We start from the raw sequence: 21,268 nt of genomic DNA on the forward strand, positions 1-21,268 counted from the left end.
GGTCCCTTGCAGTCGTTATGTACGGCCGCCGGGTGACTGGCGGCCGTGCTTTTTTGTGATGCGTCGATCAAACAGCCAAGAGGTGTCGCCATCAAATCGCTGAGCTTGCGGGGGACGGCCAACCGGCGCCCCTCGATCCCGTTTTTTCCCGGCTACCCGTTGCCGGCTGCGATTGCGTTGTCGCTCGGCGCGCTGTATGCCGTGTTCGGCCCGTTCGGGGACGAGCCGCACCTGCTCTTGTTGTGCGGCGCCCTGCTCGCCTATCTGGCGGTGCGTCTGCGCGGCGAACGGGCCGCGCTCAGGCGGCTCGAACTGGGCATCCTGCGCGCGCGCGAAGGCCTGATGGAGCCGACGCCGGTCGGGCCGTACGCATGGACCAGCGTCGGCCGTCTCATTTCCGAATACAACACCACGATCGCCAACCTGAGCCTGATGTTTCAGACCGTGGAGGAATGCCAGGGGCGTTTTCTCAACGAGCGCAACCGCAGCAACACCATTCTGCAAAGCCTGCCCGGCGCCTTGCTGAGCCTGGCCGACGATTTGCGCGTCACCATCGCCAACCGTCAGGCGGACGCGCTGTTCGGCGTGCGGCCGGGCGCGTTGATCGACGCAAACCTGTTCGAGCTGCTCGATATCAACGAACGCGACCGCGAACTGCTGCGCGATGCATTTCTTTACAAGCATGCCATCCGCAACCAGGAAATCGCTCTCAACGTCGGCGGCGGCAAGCGCTTTTTCTCGCTCAATCTCGCCTTCTACAGCGACGAGGAAAACGACATGGGCGGCGTGCTGATCCTGCAGGACATCACCGAGCACCGGCAACTGATGGAGAGCGTCGCGACGCGCGAGAAACTGGTGGCGATGGGCCAGCTGGCGGCGGGCGTCGCGCACGAATTGAATACGCCTCTCGGCAATATCCTCGGCTATGCGCAGCTGCTCGACCGGGGCGCGGCCGAGCATCCGAAACTGGCGGGATATGCCCGCATCATTGCCGACGAGACGCAGCGCTGCTCGCGTGTGGTGCAGGAATTGCTCGACTACGCGCGCAAGGACAAATGCAGCGGCGAGACCTGCGATCTGAACCATCTGGCGCAGGAGTTGATCGAGACCTTCATCAACTGCAGGCTCAAACGCTACCGTATCGAAATCGTGCTGGATCTGTGCCCGGAGCCCCTAGTTGTCGAGGGCGGGTGCGGCCAGCTCGATATCGTCCTGAGCAATCTGCTGGCCAATGCCATCGACGCGCTCGACAAAACACCGTCGCCGCGCATCGTCGTGCGTACCCGGATGGAAGACACCTATGCCGCCGTCTCCATTGCGGACAATGGCCCGGGTGTGCCGCTGGATATCCGCACCCGCTTGTTCGACCCGTTCTTTTCCACCAAGGACGTCGGGCAGGGGTCGGGGCTCGGCTTGTCCATCAGCCAGGCAATCGTCGCAAAACGCGGCGGCTTCATCGCTTACGATGCCGCGCAAGGCGAAGGTGCGTGCTTCGTCGTCAAACTTCCGGCAGTCGACCTGGAGCGTGCACAATCATGAAACAGGATGCCTCCGCCCTTCGCGACGACGGCAAGGACGCCGGCATGGCCGGCGCCATGCCGACCATTCTTGTCACCGAAGACGACCGCAACATGCGCGAGCTGATCCTTGCCGTGCTGGCCGAATCGTCGATGGCTTTCAGGGTGGCCAGCGCCGAGAACGCGCACGAGGCGATGGATTTTCTCGAAAACAACGACGCCGCCGTCGTTCTCACCGATCTTCGCATGCCGGGTGCCGATGGCCTTGAGCTGCTCAAGTTCGTGAAGTCGCGGAATCCGCAGACCCAGGTCGTGCTGGTTACCGGTTATGCCACGGTCGAGTCGGCCATCGACGCCCTCAAGGAGGGGGCCTACGATTACGTCCAGAAACCGTTCGACACCATCAAGCTGCGCTCCGTGGTGGAAAAGGCGCTCGATTATTTCCTGATCTCGACCGAGAATCGGCGCCTGCGCCGGCAGACGCGCGCCTACGAGGAAAGCGGCGAAATCATCGGCCAATCGCAGGCGAAGGAACGCGTCGACCGCCTGATCGACGCCGCCGCCGCTTACGACTCCAGCGTGCTGATCTTCGGCGAAAGCGGCAGCGGCAAGGAACTGGTGGCACGCCAGATCCATCAGCGCGGCAAGCGCAGCGGCAAATCCTTCGTCGCCATCAACTGCGCGGCGATCCCGGAAAACCTGATTGAAAGCGAGCTGTTCGGCTTCCGCAAGGGCTCGTTTACCGGTGCCGAGCGCAACAAGCCCGGCCTGTTCGAGATCGCCGACGGCGGCACCCTGTTCCTCGACGAGATCAACAACGCGCCGATGGCCCTGCAGGCCAAGCTGCTGCGCGTGCTGCAGGACGGCAGTTTTTACCCGACCGGCGCCACCGAACCGGTTCATGTCGACGTCCGCGTGATCGCCGCCAGCAACCGGCAGATTCACGAACTGGTGGAAGCCGGCCAGTTCCGCGAAGACCTCTTCTATCGCCTGTCGGTCATGGAGATCAGCGTCCCGCCGCTGCGCGAGCGGCGCGAGGACATCGCGCTCCTGACCTACTACTTGCTGAACAAGCATACGCTGCGCCTCGGCAAGCACATCGGCGGCGTCAGCACCGCCGTGCTCGGCGCGCTGATGCGCTACGACTGGCCCGGCAACGTGCGCGAACTGGAAAACATCGTTCAGCGCATGATCATTCTCGCCGAGTCCGACCATATCGATGCCTCGGTGCTGCCGGCGCGACTGACCGAGCAGAAGGATCCGCGCGGCCGTGCCCTCGACTATCTGCCGCCGCAAAGCCTGGACGAGGTGGAAGCCTATTTCATCCGCAAGACCCTGCGCGAGACGCACGGCGACCGCGCCCTGGCAGCGGAAATCCTCGGCATCGACAAATCGACCCTGTGGCGCAAGGTCAAGCGCTATGGCATCGAGGAGTAAGACAGTGGGAGACTCCCCGCGTCATGTCGGGTTTTGCGATGTTTCCGGCTCGCGCCCCTGCGACGGCACGTCCATCGCGGCGGGCACCCGAAAAGGGCATAAAGGCGCCGCTCCCACATGCTGGGGCCCGCTGCCGAGGTTTGCAGGTTGAACGCGATGCCGCCTGACGCCGTTGCAAACTCGTTGCGCCGCGTTCGCTGGCTGGGCGCGCCGCTGAATCTGCTGCTTCTGCTGGGGCTGGCCGCCTTGCTGGCGCACTGGACCTGGCGTTTTGCCGCGCCTGTGCCGCCGCTGCCGGCAAACAGTGCGGATGCCGACATCAAGCTGGACGCGCAGCTGGCGTCGCTGCATGCGGCGCAGCTGTTCGGCGCGGCGCCGGGGCGGGCGGATGCGCCCGCCGGGCAGGCGACCTCGCTTGACCTGAAGCTGCGCGGGGTGTTTGCCGCATCGGCCGGCAAGGCGATGGCGATCGTCGGGGTGGACGGGCAGGATCAGGCGGTCGCCCTCGGCGATGAAGTCGTGCCGGGCGTGGTGCTGGACGCGATCGCGCCCGACCACCTGATACTGCTCAACCGCGGGGTGCGCGAACGCCTCGATCTGGATGCGGCGGGGCGGCCGCTGGCGGGGGGCGATGGCGATACGCCGGTCTCGCGCCAGGAGTTCGAGCAGGCATTGGCCGATCCACAAAGCCTCGGCGTACAGGCGCGCGCCGAGAGCGGTCCGCTATCCGGCCTGCTGCTGACCTCGGTGGCCAGCGACGGGCTGGCGGCGCGGCTGGGCCTGCAGAGCGGCGACACGCTGCGCATGGTCAATGGCATGCCGGTTGCCAATGTGCTGGATTTCGCGCGGCAGCTATCCGGCACGACCAGCATGCAGCGCGTGACCGTGGTGGCGGAGCGTCAGGGCCAGCCGCTTATTCTTTCTTACAGGCTGCAGTGAAACGATGAACGACATGAAAAAAACACGATCGGTCTTTTCTCGCCGTCTGGCCTTGGGCGTGCTGTGGGTCGCGCTGGCCTGGCCTCCCATGCAGGCCCAGGCCCAGGCTCAGGCCCCGCGCGACCCGGTGGTGCTCAATTTCGTCAATGCCGACATTCCCTCGGTGATCAAGGCGGTGGGCGAGCTGACCGGCAAGAACTTTGTCGTTGACCCGCGCGTCAAGGGCACGGTGGTCATCACCTCGGCCAGGCCGGTGCCGCGCGCCCAGGTATATCCGATCCTGCTGTCCGCGCTGCGCATGCAGGGGTTCGCCGCGATCGAGAGCCACGGCATGGTGAAAATCGTGCCGGAGGGCGACGCCAAGCAGGATTTCAGCGTGACCCGGGGCAAGCAGATGAACGACAGCGGCGACCGCATCGTCACCCAGGTGTACCCGCTGCAGTACGAGTCCGCCGCCCAGCTGATGGCGGCGCTGCGGCCGCTGATCAGCCCCAACAATGCCGTCGCGGCACTCGCCAGCAGCAACACCCTGGTGATCACCGACTACGCGGACAACGTGCGGCGCCTGAACGCGATCATCGCGGCGGTCGACCAGCCGGGCGCCAACGACACCGCCTTGATCCGGCTGAACCACGTGTCGGCGGTGGACGTGGCGCAGTCGCTGGGACGGCTGATGAGCGACGGCGCGGCGGCGGCGGGGCAGCCGGGCAGCGCGCGGCTGCTGATCGTGCCGGACGTGCGCTCGAATTCGCTGCTGGTGCGCAGCGACAATCCCGCGCGCATCCAGACGCTGCGCGGTCTGGTCGCCGGGCTCGACGTGGCGGGGGCGGCGGGCGGCAACATTCATGTGGTGTATCTGCGCAATGCGGAGGCGACGAAGCTGGCTGAAACGCTGCGCGGCATTCTGGCGGGCGAGGCGCCGGCCGCGCTGGAGCGTGTCGGCGCGGCGGCCACCACGCCGGCCGCCAGCCCGGTGCCGGCCATCGCGCCGGTCTCCGGCGCCGCGGGCGGCAGCATGATCCTTGCCGACGCGGCCACCAACTCGCTCGTCATCAGCGCGCCGGACGTGACCTACAACGCCCTGCGCGCGGTGATCGACAAGCTCGACGCGCGCCGCGCGCAGGTGTTCGTCGAGGCGCTGGTGGTGGAGATCACCGCGGAGAAGGCGGCGGAATTCGGCATCCAGTGGCAGGACCTGCGCAACCTGCGCGATAGCGGCACCAACTTCATCGGCGGCACCAACCTCGGCGGCCGCAATACCGGCAGCAACATCCTCGACGCCGCGGTCAACCTCGGCACCGTGGGGCAGGGGCTGAACATCGGCGTCGTCAGCGGAACGATCAACATCCCTGGTCTTGGCGAGGTGCTCAATCTCGGCGTGCTGGCGCGCGCGCTCGAGTCGGACGCCAATGCCAACATCCTGTCGACGCCCAATCTGCTGACCATGGACAACGAGGAGGCGAAAATCGTCGTCGGCCAGAACGTGCCGTTCATCACCGGCCAGTATGCGCAGACCGGTTCCACCACGACGCCCAGCCCGTTCCAGACCATCGAACGCCGCGACGTCGGGCTGACGCTCAAGGTGCGTCCGCAGGTGTCGGAAGGCGGATCGATCAAGATGCAGATCTACCAGGAAATTTCCAGCCTGCGCCCGACCACCACGGCGACCGACGTGATCACCGACATGCGCTCGATCGATTCCACGGTGCTGGTCGACGACGGCCGCATCATCGTGCTCGGCGGTCTGATCCAGGACAGCATGCAGGATGGCGTCGACAAGGTTCCGGTGCTGGGCGACATCCCGCTGCTCGGCCATCTGTTCAGGTCGGAAAAGCGCAAGCGCATGAAAACCAATCTGATGGTGTTCCTGCGGCCGCACGTGCTGCGCGATACGGCGAGCGCCGATGCGACGACCGGCGAACGCTACGATTTCATCCGCCAGAAACAGGCCGAGTTCCGCATGCAGCCGCATTTCGCCCTGCCCGACATGCAGATGGACCCGTTGCCCGAGCTGACCAATCCGCCGCTGCCCGCGCCCGCCGGCCAGCCGCAATCGCCGGCACCCCGATGAACGCCATGGACACAGCCGCGACCCCCGTTCCGGATCTGCAGCTTGCCATGCTGCTGCCCTACGGTTTTGCCCGGGCGCGCGGAGTGGTGGTGGGGCGGCGCGTCGGCGATGAAATGGAGATATGGCTGCGCGAGGGGGCCGAGTCGGCGACGCTGGCCGAGGTGCGGCGCATCCTGAAGTGCCCGTTGCAGCCGCAGGTGCTGACGCCGGAGCGGTTCGAGCAGGTCCTGGCCCAGGCCTATGCGCGCGGCGAAAACCAGGCGGCCAATCTGGTCGACGATATGGAGCAGGGGATGGATCTGCGGCAGCTGGCGCAGGACATTCCCGAGGTGGCCGACCTGCTGGAAAGCGAGGACGACGCGCCGATCATTCGCCTGATCAATGCGTTGCTGACGCAGGCGCTGCGCGAGAACGCGTCCGACATCCACATCGAGCCGTTCGAGACGCGTTCGGTGGTGCGCTTCCGCATGGACGGCGCGCTGCGCGACGTGATCGAGCCGAAGCGCGCGCTGCACGCGGCGATCGTGTCGCGCATCAAGGTGATGGCGCAGCTCGACATCGCCGAAAAGCGCCTGCCGCAGGACGGCCGCATCACGCTGCGTCTGGCCGGACGGCCGGTCGACGTGCGGGTGTCGACGCTGCCTACCGGCCATGGCGAGCGCGCGGTGCTGCGCCTGCTCGACAAGCAGGCGGGGCGGCTGGAACTGGGGCGGCTCGGTATGAACGAATCCACGCTCGCCGGACTCGACGCGCTGATCCACCGGCCGCACGGCATCGTGCTGGTGACCGGGCCGACCGGCTCGGGCAAGACCACCACGCTGTATGCGGCGCTGTCGCGGCTCGACGCCGGGGCGCTCAACATCATGACGGTGGAGGATCCGATCGAGTACGACCTCGACGGCGTCGGCCAGACCCAGGCCAATCCGCGCATCGACCTGACTTTCGCGCGCGCGCTGCGCGCCATCCTGCGGCAGGATCCGGACGTCATCATGATCGGCGAAATCCGCGACCTGGAGACTGCGCAGATCGCGGTGCAGGCCTCGCTCACCGGCCATCTGGTGCTGGCGACGCTGCACACCAACGACGCCGCCAGCTCGGTGACGCGCCTGATCGACATGGGGATCGAACCCTTCCTGCTGGCGTCGAGCCTGCTCGGCGTGCTGGGCCAGCGCCTGGTGCGCCGGCTGTGCCCGCTGTGCCGCCAGCCGCACGAAGCGGGCGACAAGGAAATTGCGGCGCTGGGGCAGCCCGCTCCGAACGGACCGCTGTACCGGGCGGTCGGCTGCCCCAACTGCAACTCGACGGGTTACCGCGGCCGCACCGGGATATACGAACTGTTCGCCGTCGACGAAACCCTGCGCCGCATGATTCACGACGGCGCCGCCGAACAGGATCTGCGTGCCTACGCGATGGCGCACGGCATGGTCAGCCTGCGTCAGGACGGCATGCGCTGGGTGCGCGCCGGCGACACCGCGCTGGAAGAAGTGCTGCGCGTGACGCGCGAGAGCTGAGGGGGGCGGGCGCATGGCTGCATTCCGCTACGAGGCCTACGATGCCGCCGGCCGCCTGCACAAGGGCGTACTGGAAGCCGACACCGCGCGCCAGTTGCGCGCCCGGCTGCGCGAGCGGGGCTGGCTGGCGGCCGAGGTGGCGGGCGTGTCCGCAGAGTCGATGGGGCGCGGCGGCAGCCGCTGGCGCTGGCGGCGCGGCCTGTCCGGCACGCAGCTCTCCCTGGTCACGCGGCAGTTCGCCACCCTGCTGGCCGCCGGCCTGCCGGTGGAGCAGACGCTCAATGCCCTGATCGAGCAGGCCGATACCGATTATCAGCGCCAGGTGCTGGCCGGTGTGCGCGGCGAGGTATTGGCGGGGCATTCGCTGGCGCGCGCGCTGCAGAAGTATCCGCGCGTGTTCCCCGAGCTGTACGTCACCCTGGTCGCGGCGGGCGAGCAGTCCGGACGGCTGGGCGACGTGATGGAGCGGCTGGCCGACTACACCGAATCGCAGCAGGCGCTGCGGCAAAAGGTCGGGCTGGCCTTCGTCTATCCGGCGATCGTCACGCTGGTGGCGGGCGCGGTGGTGCTCGGCCTGCTGACTTACGTGGTGCCGCAGGTGGTGAACGTGTTCCAGAACACCCAGCAGACCTTGCCGTGGCTCACCCGCGCGCTGATCGGGCTGAGCGATTTCCTGCGCGCCAGCTGGTGGCTGTGGCTGGCCGCGATCGGCGCGGCGACGTGGGCGGCGCGGCGCGCGCTGGCCCGGCCGCAGTCGCGCCTGCGCTTTCATCGCTGGCTGCTGCGGCTGCCGTTGGCGGGGACGTTGGTGCGCGGCGTCGACAGCGCGCAGCTGGCGAGCACGCTGGCCATCCTGGTCGGCAGCGGGGTGCCGTTGCTGGCGGCGCTGCAGGCCGGCGCCGGGGTGGTGAACAACCTGCCGATGCGGCAGGCGGTGGAGGAGGCGGCGCGCAAGGTGCGCGAAGGCGGCAGCCTCTCCCGCGCGCTCGCCGCTGCCAGACTGTTTCCGCCGATGCTGGTGCACATGATCGCCAGCGGCGAGGCGAGCGGCCGCCTGGTGCACATGCTGGAGCGCGCCGCCGCGCAGCAGAGCCGGGAAATGGAGAACCGCGCGATGGGGCTGACCAGCCTGCTGGAGCCTTTGCTGATCGTGGCGATGGGTGGGGTGGTACTGGTGATCGTGCTGGCGATCCTGCTGCCGATTTTCGAGATGAATCAACTGGTGCATTGATGTGCCAGCCAGCACGCACATAAAGGACATGGCATGAAACTCAGACTTGCTCATCCACCCCGCGCCGCGCGCGGCTTCACCCTGATCGAGATCATGGTGGTGGTCGCGATTCTCGGCATTCTCGCCGCACTGGTGGTGCCGAAGATCATGGGCCGCCCGGACGAGGCGCGCATCGTCGCCGCCAAGCAGGACATCGCCGCGATCAAGCAGGCGTTGAACCTGTATCGCCTCGACAATGTGCGCTACCCGACCACCGAGCAGGGGCTGCAGGCGCTGGTGGAAAAACCGGTCTCGGGCCCGATCCCCGGCAACTGGAAAACCGGCGGCTATCTGGAGCGCCTGCCCAACGATCCCTGGGGGGCGCCGTACCAGTACCTCAACCCCGGATTGCGCGGCGAAATCGACATCTTCAGCCTCGGCGCGGACAGTGCGGCGGGCGGCGAGGGCAACAACAGGGACATCGGTTCGTGGGAGTTGTAGGCCAGCGCGGCTTCACCCTGATCGAGATTCTCGTGGTGCTGGCGATCATCGGCATCATGGTGGGCCTGGCAGGGGTGCGCATGATGCCGGACGACGATCGCGCGGTGCGCGGCGAGGCGCAGCGGCTGGCGCTGCTGCTCGAGCAGGCGCGCGACCAGGCGGTGGCGTCGGGCGAGCCGATCGGGTTTTCGGTGGAACAGCGTGGTTACCGCTTCTGGTCGCTCGACGCCGACAACCAGTGGGTGCCGCACGGCGGCGACGAATTGTTGCGGGACCGCCCGCTGGCGGACGACGTGCGGCTGGCAGCGCTGCGGGTGAACCAGGCCAGCCTGGCGGCAGGCGAGCGCCTGCTGTTCCTGCCGTCCGGCGGCAACGCGCCGTTCACCGCCGATCTGGCGCTCAATGCGGCGCATGCGCGCATCCGCGGCGACAGCCTCGGCCGGGTGCGGATCGAACATGCGGAGGCGGCGCAGTGAGGCGGCAGCGCGGCTTCACCCTGATCGAGGTGCTGGTGGCGCTGGCCATTCTGGCGGTCGCGCTTGCCGCCGCCAGCCGGGCAGCGGCCATGATGGCGGACAGTTCGGCCGAGCTGCGCGTGCGCCTGCTGGCCGGTTGGGTGGCGCAGAACCGTCTGGCCGAGTTGCAGGCGCGGCGCGCCTGGCCCGATGCCGGTATCCGCGAAGGCGAGGTGGAGCAGGCGGGGATGAAGATGATCTGGCGCGAGGCCGTCAGCGCCACGCAGAACCAGGCGTTTCGCCGCGTCGAGATCAGCGTGGCTGCGGCCGGGCGCGACGCCCATGCGCTGGCCCGGCTGACCGGCTATCTGGCCCGTGCCGAGGGCAAATGAGACAGCGCGGCTTCACCCTGGTGGAAATGCTGGTGGCGCTGACGATCTTCGCGCTGATGTCGGTGCTGGCCTACCGCGGGCTGAACGCAGCGCTGCAGACACGCGCGCATCTGACCGAGGACAACCGGCGCTGGCGCGACATTGCGCTGACGCTGGCGCAACTGGAGCAGGACATGGGGCTGGCGGTGGATCGTCCGGTGCGCGGCAGCGGCGGCCTGCCGTTGCCCGCCTTCATCGGAAGCCCGCAGGCTCCCGGTGTCGACGATGTTCAGCTCGGCTTCAGCCGCATGGGGATGGCATGGCAGAGCGGCGTGCTGGCCGACGTGCAGCGCTACGGCTACCGGCTCAACAAGGGCACGCTCGAACAACTGGTGTGGCCGGTGCTGGATCAGGCGCCGCGCAGCGAGCCCGCGGTGCATCCGTTGCTGGAACGGGTGCGCCGCTTCGAGTTGCGCTACCTCGACGGCAGCGGCAACTGGCAGTCGCGCTGGCCGCTGCCCGGGCTGGCGGCGCTGCCGGCGGCGCTGGAGGTGGTGCTCGAACTCGACGGCGGCGTCGCGGTGACGCGGGTGTTTGCCCTGCCATGAGGCGCCAGCGCGGCATGGCCGTCATCACCGCCATCCTGGTGGTCGCGCTGGTGGCGAGCGCGGCTTCGTTCATGGCGTGGCAGCAGCAGTTGTGGCTGCGCCAGGTGGAAAACCTCAATGCGCAGGCGCAGAGTCGGGCGGTGGCGCTGGCGGCGCTGCAGTGGGCGCGTTCGGTGCTGGCGCAGGACGCGCGCAGCAACAGCGTGGACCACCTGGGCGAGGGCTGGGCGCAGGCGCTCTCGCCGCTGCCGGTGGAAGGGGGCGAACTGACCGGCGGGCTGAGCGACCAGCAGGGGCTGTTCAACCTCAACAGCCTGGTGCGCGGGGGCAAGACCAGCGCGACCGATCTGGCGGCGTTCCGCAAGTTGCTGGAACTGCTGCAGTTGCCGCCCGGCCTCGCCAGCGCGGTGGCCGACTGGATCGACCCCGACGCCGAGGTGACACACCCAGGCGGCGCCGAAGACATGGATTATCTGGCGCTGGATCCGCCTTACCGCGCCGCCAACCGGACGCTGACGACGGTGGACGGCCTGTATCGCATCAAGGGTTTCGACGCGGCGACGGTGGCGCGCCTGCGCGCCTTCGTGACGGCGCTGCCGCAAGCGACGCCGGTCAACGTCAACACCGCGCCGGCGGAAGTGCTGGCGGCGGCGATCGCCGACCTGTCGCTCGACCAGGCGCAGGCGCTGACGGCGGCACGCAAGGGCCGGCATTTCGTGGATCTCGCCGATTTCCGCACGCGCCTGCCGCCGACGGCGACGCAGCTGAACGAAACGCTGCTGAGTGTCGGCAGCCGCTATTTTCTGGTGACCGGCCGCGCCCGTTTCGGCCGCGCGAAAACGGGCTACCAAGCCCTGCTGGAACGCGAAGCGACCGCCTGGCCGAAGCTGGTGTGGCAAAAGAATATCTGAGACCCGATCGAACCCCGACCATGAGCCTGCTGCGCATCCATATTCCCTCTTCCTGGCCGGACGCCGAGCCGGACGCCCTGCTGCCCTGGTGCAGACTTGGCGCACGCGGAGAACAACTCGGCGCCGGCCTCGCCGCGCTCGCCGACCTGCCGCGCAGCGAGGCCTGCGAACTGGTGCTGCCGGCAGACGCCGTGCTGCTGACCCGTGCCAGTCTGCCGCGCGGCAGCAAGCAGAAACTGCAGCAGTTGCTGGCTTACGCGGTCGAAGACCGGCTGGTGGCGGAACCCGATACGGTGCATGCGGCCGCCGGCCCTGCGCCGGTCGCCGGCCAGACTGCGCTGGCGGTGGTCGACAAGGCCTGGCTGACGCGGGTGCTGGCGCGTTTCAACGGGGCCGGCCTGCGCCCGCGCAGCGCCTGGCCGGAAACCCTGCTGCCCGCGTTGCCGGCCGATGGCTGGGTGATGGTGTGGGATGGTCATGGCGGCTTTCTGCGCAGCGGCGAGCATGCGGGCATGAGTCTGGACGGCGGCTCGTCCGTGCAGCCGCCCGCCGCACTCGTGCTGAGCGCGGCGGAAGCGCGTGCGGCGGCAGGCTTGCCGCATCGCCTGTTGTTGCGCCTGCGCGAAGGCACGCCGCCGCCCGACGTCGACGCCTGGAGCCAGGTGCTGGGCGTGGCGGTCGAGTTGGGGGCGGAATGGGCGCCGCTGCAGCATCCGGACGCCATCCGCGGCGGCATCGATCTGCTGCAGGGGGCATTCGCGCCGGCGGGCGCGGTGCGCGGCGGCTGGCCCGGTTTGCGGCTGCCGCTGATTCTGGCCGGACTGATCGTCGTGCTGCAGATCGGGGCGACGACGGCCGAGTGGTGGCTGTTGAGCCGCGAAAAGCAAAGCCTCCAGGCGGCGATGGAAAAGCACTTCCGCGAGGCCTTCCCCGACGCGCGCGTGGTCGTCGACGCGCCGCTGCAGATGCAACGCAAGCTGGCCGAACTGCGCAGCGCGGCCGGCCAGATGTCGCCGACCGATTTTCTGCCCCTGCTGTCGCGGACGGCCGCTGCGCTCGACGCCGGCAGCCGCGGCGGTCTGCGCGCGATCCACTACGAAGCCGGCCAGCTCCGTCTCGACGTGCCGGTGGCCGACCGGGCGGCGGCCGAGCAGTTGTCGAAGCGGCTGAGCGATGCCGGCCTGAGCAGCCAGCTGCAAGGCGTCAGCGGCACGGCGCCGCAATCCATGGCGCGTATCGCGGTTACCGGGAGCCGGCCATGATGGATGCGCTGATTCGATTCTGGCGCTCGCGCGTGCCGCGCGAGCGCCTGGTCCTGGCCGGCGCGGCGCTGCTGGTGCTGGCCCTGGGGTTCGCCTACGGCTGGCTGCCGCTGCAGCGCGAGGCGGCGCAACTGCGGCAGACGCTGCCGCAGTTGCGCGCGCAGGCCCAGCAGCTGCAGCAGGAGGCGCAGGAAGCCGCCCGCCTCAGGGCGCGGCCCGCGGCGAACCCGGGGACGGGCAGCCCGGCGTCCGCCGTCGAGCAGCGCGCGCTGGCGATGGGACTGCGCGGGCAAATCGAATCCATCGTGCCGCAGGATGCGGGCCGTGTCCGCGTCGTGCTGCCGCAGGTGGCGTTCGACGCGTGGATCGGCTGGCTCGGCGAACTGCAGGCGCGCGATGGGGTACGGGTCGAGTCGGCGCAAATCGAGGCTGCCGGCGTCGCCGGGATGGTCCGGGTCGACGCGGTGCTGGCGGGCGGATGACGGCGGATCGCGCGCCCTTCCGTTTGCGCCGACGCCACTACCTGCTGGCCGCGCTGGTGTATCTGGCGCTGCTGCTGGCATGGGCGCCGGCCAGCCTGCTGGCGTGGGCGCTGCCGCACTTCACCCGGCAGGCGGTGTCGCTCGAACAGGCGACGGGGAGCGTGTGGCGCGGCCAGGCTGCGGGGCTGCGGGTGCGCGCTGCGGGTTTGTCCGGCGACCTGCAGCTTGGCCGCGTGAGCTGGAGCGTGCGGCCGCTCGACCTGTTCGCCGCCCGTCTCGGCTATCGGCTGCAGCTGGCCGGCACGGGCATCCATGCGCAGGGCGTGGTGCGCGCAGGCGCGAACAGCGTGGAGTTGCTTGAAACCCGGATCGAAATGCCGGCAACGCGGCTGGCGCAGCTGGCGCCCGACTTCGAATGGTGGCAGCCGGCCGGCCGGCTGGTTTTGACGACCGAGCGCATGGCCTTCAGCCCGACGGAAGCCCGGGGCGAAGCCGCGCTGCGCTGGCTGGATGCTGCCTCGGGCCGGGCGCGGTCGCGGCTCGGCAGCTACCGCGCGGATATCGAAGGCGCGGAACGCGGCTTGAGGTTCACGCTGTCGACCGAGTCGGGCCCCCTGACCCTGCAGGGACAGGGCAATTGGGACCGCAAGCGCGGCGTGGTTTTCAATGGCGCGGCCCGTGCCGCACCGGACAGCAGGGCGGAACTGGGCGGGCTTTTGAACCTGATCGGCCCGGCCCGGCCGGACGGCGACCGCGCGATCCGCATCGGGAGTTGAGACATGGCCCGTGTGTTCCGGCACGAAGCCGCGCCAATGCGGCGCATTCGGCAGCAGCGCCCCGAAATCGCCATGCTCAATGGCGTATGTTTACGATAAGCTCCGGGTGACATTTGACGAGCCATGATCCCAAGTATGTTTTCTGCCAATGAACTGGTTTGCGAGCGCGGCGAACGCCTGCTGTTCAGGAATCTGGGCTTTGAACTGGAGAGGGGTGAGGCTTTGCTGGTGGGCGGGGGCAACGGCCGCGGCAAGACCAGCCTGCTGCGTATCCTTTGCGGCCTGTCTGCGCCTGCCGCCGGCACGGTGCGCTGGCGCGGCGAAGCCATCGGCCGGACGCGCGAACGCTATGCCCGCGAGATGGCCTACCTCGGCCATGCCAACGGCATCAAGGACGACCTCTCCCCAATGGAAAACCTGCGCATCGCGGCGGCGCTGAACGGGCGCGCACTGGATGCCGCGGCGGCGACAGCTGCGCTGCAGCGGGTCGGCCTGTCGCGTTGCATGGATCTGCCCGCCCGCGTGCTGTCCTTCGGCCAGCGCCGGCGCGTCGCGCTGGCCGGGCTGATGACGGCCGGCGCGCTGTTGTGGATTCTCGACGAGCCCCTGACCGGACTCGACGTCGAGGGGGTCGCGCTGGTGGAGCGGATGATCCGCGATCACGTCGCGGCGGGCGGCCTGGCGGTCATGACGACGCATCAGCCGCTGGCGCTCGACGGCCTGACGCCGAAAACCCTTTCGGTCGGGACATGAGCAGGATCGTTGACGCTGCGGCGGCTTTACGGGCATGGCCGCTTGCGGGCGGCCCCCGATGCTGACATTCCTGTTCACCGTCGTTCGCCGCGACGTGTTGCTGGCGGCGCGGCGGCGCGGCGACTGGCTGACCGCGCAATTCTTCTTCGTCATCGTGGTGAGCATGTTTCCGCTCGGCATCGGGCCGGAGCCGGGCATGCTGCGCAGCATCGGGCCGGGGGTGGTGTGGGTCGCCGCCTTGCTGGCCTCGCTGCTGTCGCTGGACCGGCTGTTCGCCGACGATTATCGCGACGGCAGCCTGGAACAAGCGATGCTGTCGCCTTGTCCCATTGCACTGCTGACCCTGGGAAAGGCCATCGCGCACTGGGTCGTCAACGGGGTTCCGCTGTTGCTGATCGCGCCGCTGCTCGGGGTTCAGTTCAATCTGCCGGCCGAGGCGCTATGGATTCTGGTCGCGTCGCTTGCCATCGGCACGCCGATCCTGTCGCTGCTCGGCAGCATCGGCGCCGCGCTAACGCTGGGCCTGCGCGGCGGCGGCGCGCTGGTCACCCTGCTGATCATGCCGCTTTATGTGCCGGCCCTGATTTTCGGTGCCGGCGCGGTGGAGGGCGTGCTCTCCGGCAGCGGCTCGGAAGCGCATCTTTCGCTGCTGGGGGCGTTTCTGATGTTGTCGCTGTTGCTGGCTCCCTGGGTGAGCGCAATGGCCCTTAGGGTTTCTGTGGAGTAGCTTTTGAATTTATATCACTACGCTTCGCCGTCGACTTTTTATCCCCTGGCCGGGAAGCTGATCCCGTGGTTCGCGGCGTCGGCGTTCGTCCTGGCGATAGCGGGGCTCTACCTCGGCTTCTTCGTTGCGCCGACCGACTTCCAGCAGGGCGAAGGCTATCGCATCATTTTCATCCATGTGCCGGCGGCCTGGATGTCGATGTTCATCTACGTCGTCATGGCCTTCTGGTCGGCCATCGGTCTGGCCTTCAACACCCGCCAGTCCTTCGTCATGGCGCGCGCGCTGGCGCCCACCGGGGCCATGTTCACCTTCGTCGCGCTGTGGACCGGCGCGTTGTGGGGCAAGCCGATGTGGGGCGCCTGGTGGGTGTGGGATGCTCGTCTCACTTCGGAACTGATCCTGCTGTTTCTCTATGTCGGCGTGATGGCCCTGCAGGCCGCGATCGACGACCCGCGCCGCGCCGACCGCGCCGGCGCGCTGCTCAACCTGGTCGGCGTCATCAACGTGCCGATCATCTACTTTTCGGTCAAATGGTGGAACACCCTGCACCAGGGCTCTTCGGTCAGCCTCACCCGCGCGCCCTCGATGGCGCAGACTATGCTCTGGGGCATGCTGATCATGGCGCTCGCCGCCTGGATGTACACCGTCGCCGTCGCCCTCGCCCGCGCGCGCACGCTGACCCTTGAACGCGAGCGGCAGACGGAATGGGTGCGCGCCCGGCTGGAGGGGCAGCCATGAACTGGGAAAGCTGGCAGGCCTTCTGGGCCATGGGCGGCTACGGCCTCTATGTCTGGGGCTCGTTCGGCATGACGCTGCTGTGTCTCGTCGGCGAGGTCGGGCTGCTGCGCCGCCATCGCCTGCAAGTCTGGCGGCGGCTCAAGCGCATGCAAACATGGGACTCGCAATGATTTTTCATCTGGAAACAGCATGGCAATGAAACCACGTCACAGAAAACTCGCCCTGATCTTCCTGGTCGTCGCCGCCCTTGGGGTTGCGGTGGCGCTGGTGCTCAATGCCTTCAACAGCAATCTGGTGTTCTTTTTCTCGCCCACCCAGGTCGCCAATGGGGAGGCGCCGACCGGCCGCGCTTTCCGCATCGGCGGCCTGGTCGAGGCGGGCAGCGTCCGGCGCGAGGCGGATGGGCTCACCACGCATTTCGTCGTCACCGATACCGCCAAGTCGATACCGGTGGCCTATACCGGCATCCTGCCCGACCTGTTCAAGGAGGGCAAAGGCGTGGTGGCCGAAGGCAGACTCGGCGCCGACGGACTGTTCGGCGCCACTCAGGTGCTGGCCAAGCACGACGAGAATTACATGCCGCCAGAAGCCGCCAGTGCCATCGAACAGGCGCAGAAGGCGCAGCTTACGGTCGCGGAGTGAGTGCACCCCGGCGCTTCATGCATAACGTTTTCTGCTGCGGCAGAACCCCATGGTTTAACTTGAGGTAGGCACCATGATCCCCGAACTCGGTCATTTCGCCCTGATTGTCGCGCTGCTGCTGGCGTTGACCCAGGCCATCCTGCCGCTGTATGGCGCGCAGCGCGGCAACTTCGCGCTGATGGCGGTGGCGCGGCCTGCCGCGCAGGGCCAGTTCGCGTTCGTCGCGGTCGCCTTTGCCTGCCTGGCCTATTCGTTTCTGGTCAACGATTTCTCGGTCGAGAACGTGGCGCGCAATTCGTTCTCGCAGTTGCCCGAGGTCTACCGCCTGACCGCCACCTGGGGCTCGCACGAAGGCTCCCTGCTGCTGTGGGTGCTGATCCTCGCCTTCTGGAGCACCGCGGTGTCGGTGTTCTCGCGCCACCTGCCGGAAGACATGGCGGCGCGCGTGATCGGCGTTATGGGCCTGATCTCGGTCGGCTTCCTGGTTTTCCTGCTCACCACGTCCAATCCCTTCGAGCGCCTGCTGCCCGCCGCGCCCGACGGCAACGACATGAATCCGCTGCTGCAGGACTGGGGCATGATCATCCACCCGCCGATGCTGTACATGGGCTACGTCGGTTTCGCGGTGGCCTTCGCCTTCGCCATCGCCGCGCTGCTGTCCGGCAAGCTCGACGTCGCCTGGGCGCGCTGGTCGCGGCCGTGGACTACCGTGGCGTGGGCCTTCCTCACCCTCGGCATCGTGCTCGGCAGCTGGTGGGCCTACCGCGAACTGGGCTGGGGCGGCTGGTGGTTCTGGGATCCCACCGAGAACGCCTCGTTCATGCCGTGGATCGCCGGCACGGCGCTGATGCACTCGCTCGCCGTCACCGAAAAACGCGGTGCCTTCAAGGCCTGGACCGTGCTGCTGGCGCTGACCGCGTTCGCGCTGTCGCTGCTCGGCACTTTCCTGGTGCGTTCCGGCGTGTTGTCATCGGTGCATGCCTTCGCCACCGACCCGGCGCGCGGGGCTTTCATCCTCGGTTTTCTTGCCGTGGTGATCGGCGGTTCGCTGGTGCTGTATGCGTGGCGCGCGCCGAAAATGATCACCGGCGGCGGCTTTACCTGGTTCTCGCGCGAGTCGCTGCTGCTCGCCAACAACGTGATCCTGATCGCGGCGCTGGGTTCGGTGCTGCTCGGCACGCTCTATCCGCTGTTCATGGACGCCATGGGACTGGGCAAGATCTCCGTCGGCCCCCCTTATTTCAACGCGGTGTTCGTGCCGCTGATGGCGCCGGCGCTGTTCCTCATGGGCGTGGGTCCGCTGGCGCGCTGGAAGGAAGCCAGCCTGCCGGACATGGTCACCCGCCTGAAGTGGGCGCTCGGCGTGGCGCTCGCCGCCGGCCTGTTGTTGCCGCTGACGCTAGAGGGTTTCAATGCCTGGGCGAGCCTGGGCTTTTTCCTCGCCGCCTGGATCGCGCTGACGGTGGTCGTGGCGTTCATCGACCGGCTCAAACATGGCCAAGGCGGCTTGCTGCAGAAGCTGGCAACGCTGCCGCGCGGCTTCTGGGGCATGCAGCTGGCGCACTTCGGCATGGCCGTCGGCGTCGCCGGCATCGCCGTGGTCGCCAACTACTCGGCTGAGCGCGACGTGCGCATGGAAGTGGGAAGCGAGGCCGAACTCGCCGGCTACACCTTCGTCTTCCGCGGCGCCGCCGCGCACGAGGGCCCCAATTACCGCGCCGCCCGCGGCACCGTGGAGGTCAGCCGGGACGGCAAGCCGGTGGCCACGCTGCACCCCGAAAAACGCATCTACAACGCGTCGGGCATGGGGATGACCGAGGCCTCGGTGCATCCGAACATCTTCCGCGACATCTATGTCGCCATGGGCGAACCGCTCGACGGGTCGGACGGCGCCTGGACCGTGCGCCTGTTCTACAAGCCGTTCATCAACTGGCTCTGGTTCGGCGCCCTGTTGATGGTGGCGGGCGGATTCGTGGCGGCCGCCGACAAGCGCTACCGCATCGCGCTGCGGCGCAGCGAAGTGCCGAAGAATCTCGCGGCGCAGGGAGCCTGAATCATGAAGCGCTGGCTGCCGCTCGTCCTTTTCCTTGTCCTCGTCGGCTTTTTCGCCAAAGGCCTGTTTCTCAATCCGCGCGAGGTGCCTTCGCCGTTCATCGGCCGTACGGCGCCCGCCTTCACGCTGCCATTGGTGGGGAATGCCGGCGCGTCCTTCAGCCCGGCCGACATGAAGGGCAAGGTCTGGATGCTCAATATCTGGGCGCCCTGGTGCGTGTCGTGCCGCCAGGAGCACGGCTTCCTGATGCAGCTTGCACAAAGCGGCCGCATCCCCATCGTCGGCCTCAACTGGAAGGATGCGGATCGCGAAGCGCAGGCGTTGCTGGCGCGTACCGGCAGCCCCTATGTTGCCGTGCCGGACGATCCCGACGGTCGCGTCGGTATCGATTACGGCGTCACCGGTACGCCCGAGACCTACATCATCGACCGGCAGGGCGTCGTGCGGCTGAAGCACGTCGGCCCGATCGGCCCCGACGTATGGCAGACCAAGTTCGAACCGAAACTCAAGGAGCTGGGCGCATGAAACCGGGCCGCATCGAGTCCATCCTGCTGGCCGTCCTGCTGACGGTTTCGCTGCCGGCGCAGGCCGACGAAGCGGCGCAGCCCAACGCGGACGACGCCGTCATCGAGCAGCGCCTGGTCGATCTGGCGGAAGACCTGCGCTGCCTGGTCTGCCAGAACGAGTCCCTGGCCGGCTCGCAAGCCGCGCTGGCGGAAGACCTGCGGCGCGAGATTCGCGCGCAGATGAAGGCCGGCAAAGACGACCGCGAGGTCGTCGCCTATCTCACCGAACGCTATGGCGATTTCGTGCTGTACCGTCCGCCGTTCAAGCCGGTGACCTGGTTGCTCTGGCTGGGCCCCGCGCTGTTCCTGGGCATCGGCGGCGGCGCCTGGGTCATGACTCTGCGGCGACGCCGCGACATGCAGGCCGCCCCGCTGGACGAGACAAAACGCGCCGCCGCCGCTCAACTTCTGGAAGAAAAATGAACCCGTTCTGGACCGTGTCCCTGTTCTGGATTGCCGCCGCCGTCTGCATCGTCGTTGCCCTGGCCTTCGTGTTGCCCCCCTTGTTGCGCGCGCGGGGCGGGGCAGGCAAGGCTGCCCGGCGCGACGTCAATATCGCCGTTTACCGGGACCAGATGAAGGAAATGGAAGCCGATCGCGCCAGCGGCCTGCTGCCCGAGGCGCAGTACCAAAGCGCCAGGCTGGAACTGGAAACCCGCCTGGCCGACGATGCCCTGGGCGCGGAAGAGCGTCCCGAACCCGCCCCGTCCGGCAGCCGCACGCTGGGGTATGCCCTGGGCGCCGTGTTGCCCGCCGCCGCCTTCGCGCTCTATTACTGGCTGGGCAACCCCGCGTCCCTGCTTGCCATTGCCGATGCGCAATCCGCTACGGCCCATTCCGCCATGGCCGGCGCGGCGAACGGGCATGATTTCATGGACCTGATCCGCAAAGTGGAAGAAAAAACCCGGGCCAATCCGGCTGACGGCGAGGCATGGTCCATGCTGGCCCGCTCCTACGCGGCGACGGAGCGCTGGCCCGAGGCGCTGCAGGCATACGAAAGGGCGGCCGGCCTCTTGCCGCGGGATGCGTCGGTGCTGTCCGGCTATGCCGAGGCGCTGGCCATCGCCAACCGGTTCGTGCTGGCAGGCAGGCCGATGGAACTGGTGCGGCAGGCGCTGGAGATCGATCCCGAAGACCTCAAGGCCCTGGAAATGGCCGGCTTCAATGCCTTGCAGGAAGGCGACTTTCCCCGGGCCAGCGTGTATCTGAAGCGCATGCATGGCTTGCTGCCGCCGGAATCGCCGGTTGCCGAGAGCGTCCTGGCCGCGCTGAGGGAAGCCGAACGGCTGGCCCAGCCGGGGGTGCCTGGAGCGGCTAGTCCGCCTCCCGCCGACGGCGGGGCGGTGCCGATTGCCGCGGGCGCAACGATCCGCGGCAGCGTCGACGTCGCTCCGGCGCTCAAGTCCGGCCTCGCGGAGACGGACGTGCTTTTCCTCTTCGCGCGTTCGGACCCGGGCGGCCCGCCGGTTGCCGCGATCCGCGCGAGCGCCGGCCAGCTGCCGCTGGAGTTCGAACTCGACGACAGGTCGGCGATGAATCCCGGCAATACCCTTTCGCAACACAGGCAGGTGACGCTGGTGGCGCGCCTTTCCCGATCCGGCAACCCGATGGCCCAGCCGGGCGATCTGGAGGGCGCCGCCGCCAACGTGACGGTGGGCGCGAGCGGCGTGAAAATCCTGATCGACCGGCGCCGCCCCTGACGTGCTCCAAAGCCATACCCGGCCGCGGATCCGGGCCG

The 21,268-nt window shown here is 68.1% G+C and carries 23 protein-coding genes; all 23 read left to right on the plus strand.

What is annotated here, in order from left to right; translation table 11 throughout:
* Positions 1-45 precede the first annotated feature (45 nt).
* The 23 genes from Q0L94_RS00260 to ccmI all read left to right on the plus strand — a co-directional run bounded on the left by Q0L94_RS00260 (position 46) and on the right by ccmI (position 21,230).
* Positions 46-1,539: an ATP-binding protein gene (locus Q0L94_RS00260; protein WP_296748963.1), complete on the plus strand. Its 1,494-nt coding sequence runs from the start codon at positions 46-48 to the stop codon at positions 1,537-1,539.
* Positions 1,536-2,954, plus strand: a complete 1,419-nt coding sequence (locus Q0L94_RS00265; RefSeq protein ID WP_296748965.1) for a sigma-54 dependent transcriptional regulator — start codon at positions 1,536-1,538, stop codon at positions 2,952-2,954. Before Q0L94_RS00260 ends, Q0L94_RS00265 begins: the two co-directional genes overlap by 4 nt.
* Before the next feature lie 156 nt (positions 2,955-3,110).
* Positions 3,111-3,893, plus strand: coding sequence for a type II secretion system protein N (locus Q0L94_RS00270; protein ID WP_296748967.1), 783 nt, complete (start codon positions 3,111-3,113; stop codon positions 3,891-3,893).
* 13 nt (positions 3,894-3,906) lie between these two features.
* Positions 3,907-5,964, plus strand: a complete 2,058-nt coding sequence (gene gspD, locus Q0L94_RS00275) for a type II secretion system secretin GspD (protein WP_296748969.1) — start codon at positions 3,907-3,909, stop codon at positions 5,962-5,964.
* 5 nt (positions 5,965-5,969) lie between these two features.
* Positions 5,970-7,475: a type II secretion system ATPase GspE gene (gene gspE / locus Q0L94_RS00280; protein WP_296748971.1), complete on the plus strand. Its 1,506-nt coding sequence runs from the start codon at positions 5,970-5,972 to the stop codon at positions 7,473-7,475.
* A gap of 13 nt (positions 7,476-7,488) precedes the next feature.
* Complete coding sequence (gene gspF / locus Q0L94_RS00285; RefSeq protein ID WP_296748973.1) at positions 7,489-8,706, plus strand: type II secretion system inner membrane protein GspF; 1,218 nt, start codon at positions 7,489-7,491, stop codon at positions 8,704-8,706.
* Between the two features lie 33 nt (positions 8,707-8,739).
* Positions 8,740-9,186 (plus strand): type II secretion system major pseudopilin GspG, encoded by a 447-nt coding sequence (gene gspG / locus Q0L94_RS00290; RefSeq protein WP_296748975.1) that lies wholly within the window; start codon positions 8,740-8,742, stop codon positions 9,184-9,186.
* A complete protein-coding gene (gene gspH / locus Q0L94_RS00295) occupies positions 9,174-9,662 on the plus strand; it encodes a type II secretion system minor pseudopilin GspH (protein ID WP_296748977.1) in 489 nt (162 codons plus the stop codon). The genes gspG and gspH overlap by 13 nt, the downstream gene beginning before the upstream one ends.
* Complete coding sequence (gene gspI / locus Q0L94_RS00300) at positions 9,659-10,033, plus strand: type II secretion system minor pseudopilin GspI (RefSeq protein WP_296748979.1); 375 nt, start codon at positions 9,659-9,661, stop codon at positions 10,031-10,033. Before gspH ends, gspI begins: the two co-directional genes overlap by 4 nt.
* Complete coding sequence (gspJ, locus tag Q0L94_RS00305) at positions 10,030-10,620, plus strand: type II secretion system minor pseudopilin GspJ (protein ID WP_296748981.1); 591 nt, start codon at positions 10,030-10,032, stop codon at positions 10,618-10,620. Before gspI ends, gspJ begins: the two co-directional genes overlap by 4 nt.
* A complete protein-coding gene (gene gspK / locus Q0L94_RS00310; protein WP_296748983.1) occupies positions 10,617-11,531 on the plus strand; it encodes a type II secretion system minor pseudopilin GspK in 915 nt (304 codons plus the stop codon). The genes gspJ and gspK overlap by 4 nt, the downstream gene beginning before the upstream one ends.
* 20 nt (positions 11,532-11,551) lie before the next feature.
* Positions 11,552-12,793 carry a type II secretion system protein GspL gene (gene gspL, locus Q0L94_RS00315; protein ID WP_296748984.1) on the plus strand — a complete coding sequence of 414 codons (1,242 nt, stop codon included), beginning with the start codon at positions 11,552-11,554 and terminating at the stop codon, positions 12,791-12,793.
* Complete coding sequence (gene gspM / locus Q0L94_RS00320) at positions 12,790-13,275, plus strand: type II secretion system protein GspM (protein WP_296748986.1); 486 nt, start codon at positions 12,790-12,792, stop codon at positions 13,273-13,275. The genes gspL and gspM overlap by 4 nt, the downstream gene beginning before the upstream one ends.
* A 23-nt stretch (positions 13,276-13,298) precedes the next feature.
* Entirely contained in the window at positions 13,299-14,051 is a 753-nt protein-coding gene (locus Q0L94_RS00325; RefSeq protein ID WP_296748988.1) for a type II secretion system protein N, read from the plus strand.
* Between the two features lie 135 nt (positions 14,052-14,186).
* Positions 14,187-14,804 (plus strand): cytochrome c biogenesis heme-transporting ATPase CcmA, encoded by a 618-nt coding sequence (ccmA, locus tag Q0L94_RS00330; protein ID WP_296748990.1) that lies wholly within the window; start codon positions 14,187-14,189, stop codon positions 14,802-14,804.
* A 58-nt stretch (positions 14,805-14,862) separates the two neighbouring features.
* Complete coding sequence (ccmB, locus tag Q0L94_RS00335) at positions 14,863-15,531, plus strand: heme exporter protein CcmB (RefSeq protein WP_296748992.1); 669 nt, start codon at positions 14,863-14,865, stop codon at positions 15,529-15,531.
* A gap of 3 nt (positions 15,532-15,534) precedes the next feature.
* Positions 15,535-16,269, plus strand: a complete 735-nt coding sequence (locus Q0L94_RS00340) for a heme ABC transporter permease (protein ID WP_296748993.1) — start codon at positions 15,535-15,537, stop codon at positions 16,267-16,269.
* Complete coding sequence (gene ccmD, locus Q0L94_RS00345; RefSeq protein WP_296748995.1) at positions 16,266-16,439, plus strand: heme exporter protein CcmD; 174 nt, start codon at positions 16,266-16,268, stop codon at positions 16,437-16,439. Before Q0L94_RS00340 ends, ccmD begins: the two co-directional genes overlap by 4 nt.
* Before the next feature lie 25 nt (positions 16,440-16,464).
* Complete coding sequence (gene ccmE, locus Q0L94_RS00350; protein ID WP_296749073.1) at positions 16,465-16,911, plus strand: cytochrome c maturation protein CcmE; 447 nt, start codon at positions 16,465-16,467, stop codon at positions 16,909-16,911.
* Positions 16,912-16,984: 73 nt separating this feature from the next.
* Complete coding sequence (locus Q0L94_RS00355; protein WP_296748997.1) at positions 16,985-18,964, plus strand: heme lyase CcmF/NrfE family subunit; 1,980 nt, start codon at positions 16,985-16,987, stop codon at positions 18,962-18,964.
* Positions 18,965-18,967: 3 nt separating this feature from the next.
* Positions 18,968-19,489, plus strand: a complete 522-nt coding sequence (locus tag Q0L94_RS00360; protein WP_296748999.1) for a DsbE family thiol:disulfide interchange protein — start codon at positions 18,968-18,970, stop codon at positions 19,487-19,489.
* Positions 19,486-19,953 (plus strand): cytochrome c-type biogenesis protein, encoded by a 468-nt coding sequence (locus Q0L94_RS00365; protein WP_296749000.1) that lies wholly within the window; start codon positions 19,486-19,488, stop codon positions 19,951-19,953. Before Q0L94_RS00360 ends, Q0L94_RS00365 begins: the two co-directional genes overlap by 4 nt.
* Positions 19,950-21,230 carry a c-type cytochrome biogenesis protein CcmI gene (gene ccmI / locus Q0L94_RS00370; RefSeq protein WP_296749002.1) on the plus strand — a complete coding sequence of 427 codons (1,281 nt, stop codon included), beginning with the start codon at positions 19,950-19,952 and terminating at the stop codon, positions 21,228-21,230. The genes Q0L94_RS00365 and ccmI overlap by 4 nt, the downstream gene beginning before the upstream one ends.
* Positions 21,231-21,268 lie beyond the last annotated feature (38 nt).

This window comes from Thiobacillus sp. (assembly GCF_024708915.1).

Excerpts from the sequence above, each read along its gene's own strand:
- Q0L94_RS00265 (WP_296748965.1), top strand. The coding sequence starts at position 1,536 with ATGAAACAGGATGCCTCCGCCCTTCGCGACGACGGCAAGGACGCCGGC.
- Q0L94_RS00270 (WP_296748967.1), top strand. The coding sequence starts at position 3,111 with ATGCCGCCTGACGCCGTTGCAAACTCGTTGCGCCGCGTTCGCTGGCTG.
- gspD (WP_296748969.1), top strand. The coding sequence starts at position 3,907 with ATGAAAAAAACACGATCGGTCTTTTCTCGCCGTCTGGCCTTGGGCGTG.
- gspE (WP_296748971.1), top strand. The coding sequence starts at position 5,970 with ATGGACACAGCCGCGACCCCCGTTCCGGATCTGCAGCTTGCCATGCTG.
- gspF (WP_296748973.1), top strand. The coding sequence starts at position 7,489 with ATGGCTGCATTCCGCTACGAGGCCTACGATGCCGCCGGCCGCCTGCAC.
- gspG (WP_296748975.1), top strand. The coding sequence starts at position 8,740 with ATGAAACTCAGACTTGCTCATCCACCCCGCGCCGCGCGCGGCTTCACC.
- gspJ (WP_296748981.1), top strand. The coding sequence starts at position 10,030 with ATGAGACAGCGCGGCTTCACCCTGGTGGAAATGCTGGTGGCGCTGACG.
- gspK (WP_296748983.1), top strand. The coding sequence starts at position 10,617 with ATGAGGCGCCAGCGCGGCATGGCCGTCATCACCGCCATCCTGGTGGTC.
- gspL (WP_296748984.1), top strand. The coding sequence starts at position 11,552 with ATGAGCCTGCTGCGCATCCATATTCCCTCTTCCTGGCCGGACGCCGAG.
- gspM (WP_296748986.1), top strand. The coding sequence starts at position 12,790 with ATGATGGATGCGCTGATTCGATTCTGGCGCTCGCGCGTGCCGCGCGAG.
- ccmA (WP_296748990.1), top strand. The coding sequence starts at position 14,187 with ATGTTTTCTGCCAATGAACTGGTTTGCGAGCGCGGCGAACGCCTGCTG.
- ccmB (WP_296748992.1), top strand. The coding sequence starts at position 14,863 with ATGCTGACATTCCTGTTCACCGTCGTTCGCCGCGACGTGTTGCTGGCG.
- ccmD (WP_296748995.1), top strand. The coding sequence starts at position 16,266 with ATGAACTGGGAAAGCTGGCAGGCCTTCTGGGCCATGGGCGGCTACGGC.
- ccmE (WP_296749073.1), top strand. The coding sequence starts at position 16,465 with ATGAAACCACGTCACAGAAAACTCGCCCTGATCTTCCTGGTCGTCGCC.
- Q0L94_RS00355 (WP_296748997.1), top strand. The coding sequence starts at position 16,985 with ATGATCCCCGAACTCGGTCATTTCGCCCTGATTGTCGCGCTGCTGCTG.
- Q0L94_RS00360 (WP_296748999.1), top strand. The coding sequence starts at position 18,968 with ATGAAGCGCTGGCTGCCGCTCGTCCTTTTCCTTGTCCTCGTCGGCTTT.
- Q0L94_RS00365 (WP_296749000.1), top strand. The coding sequence starts at position 19,486 with ATGAAACCGGGCCGCATCGAGTCCATCCTGCTGGCCGTCCTGCTGACG.
- ccmI (WP_296749002.1), top strand. The coding sequence starts at position 19,950 with ATGAACCCGTTCTGGACCGTGTCCCTGTTCTGGATTGCCGCCGCCGTC.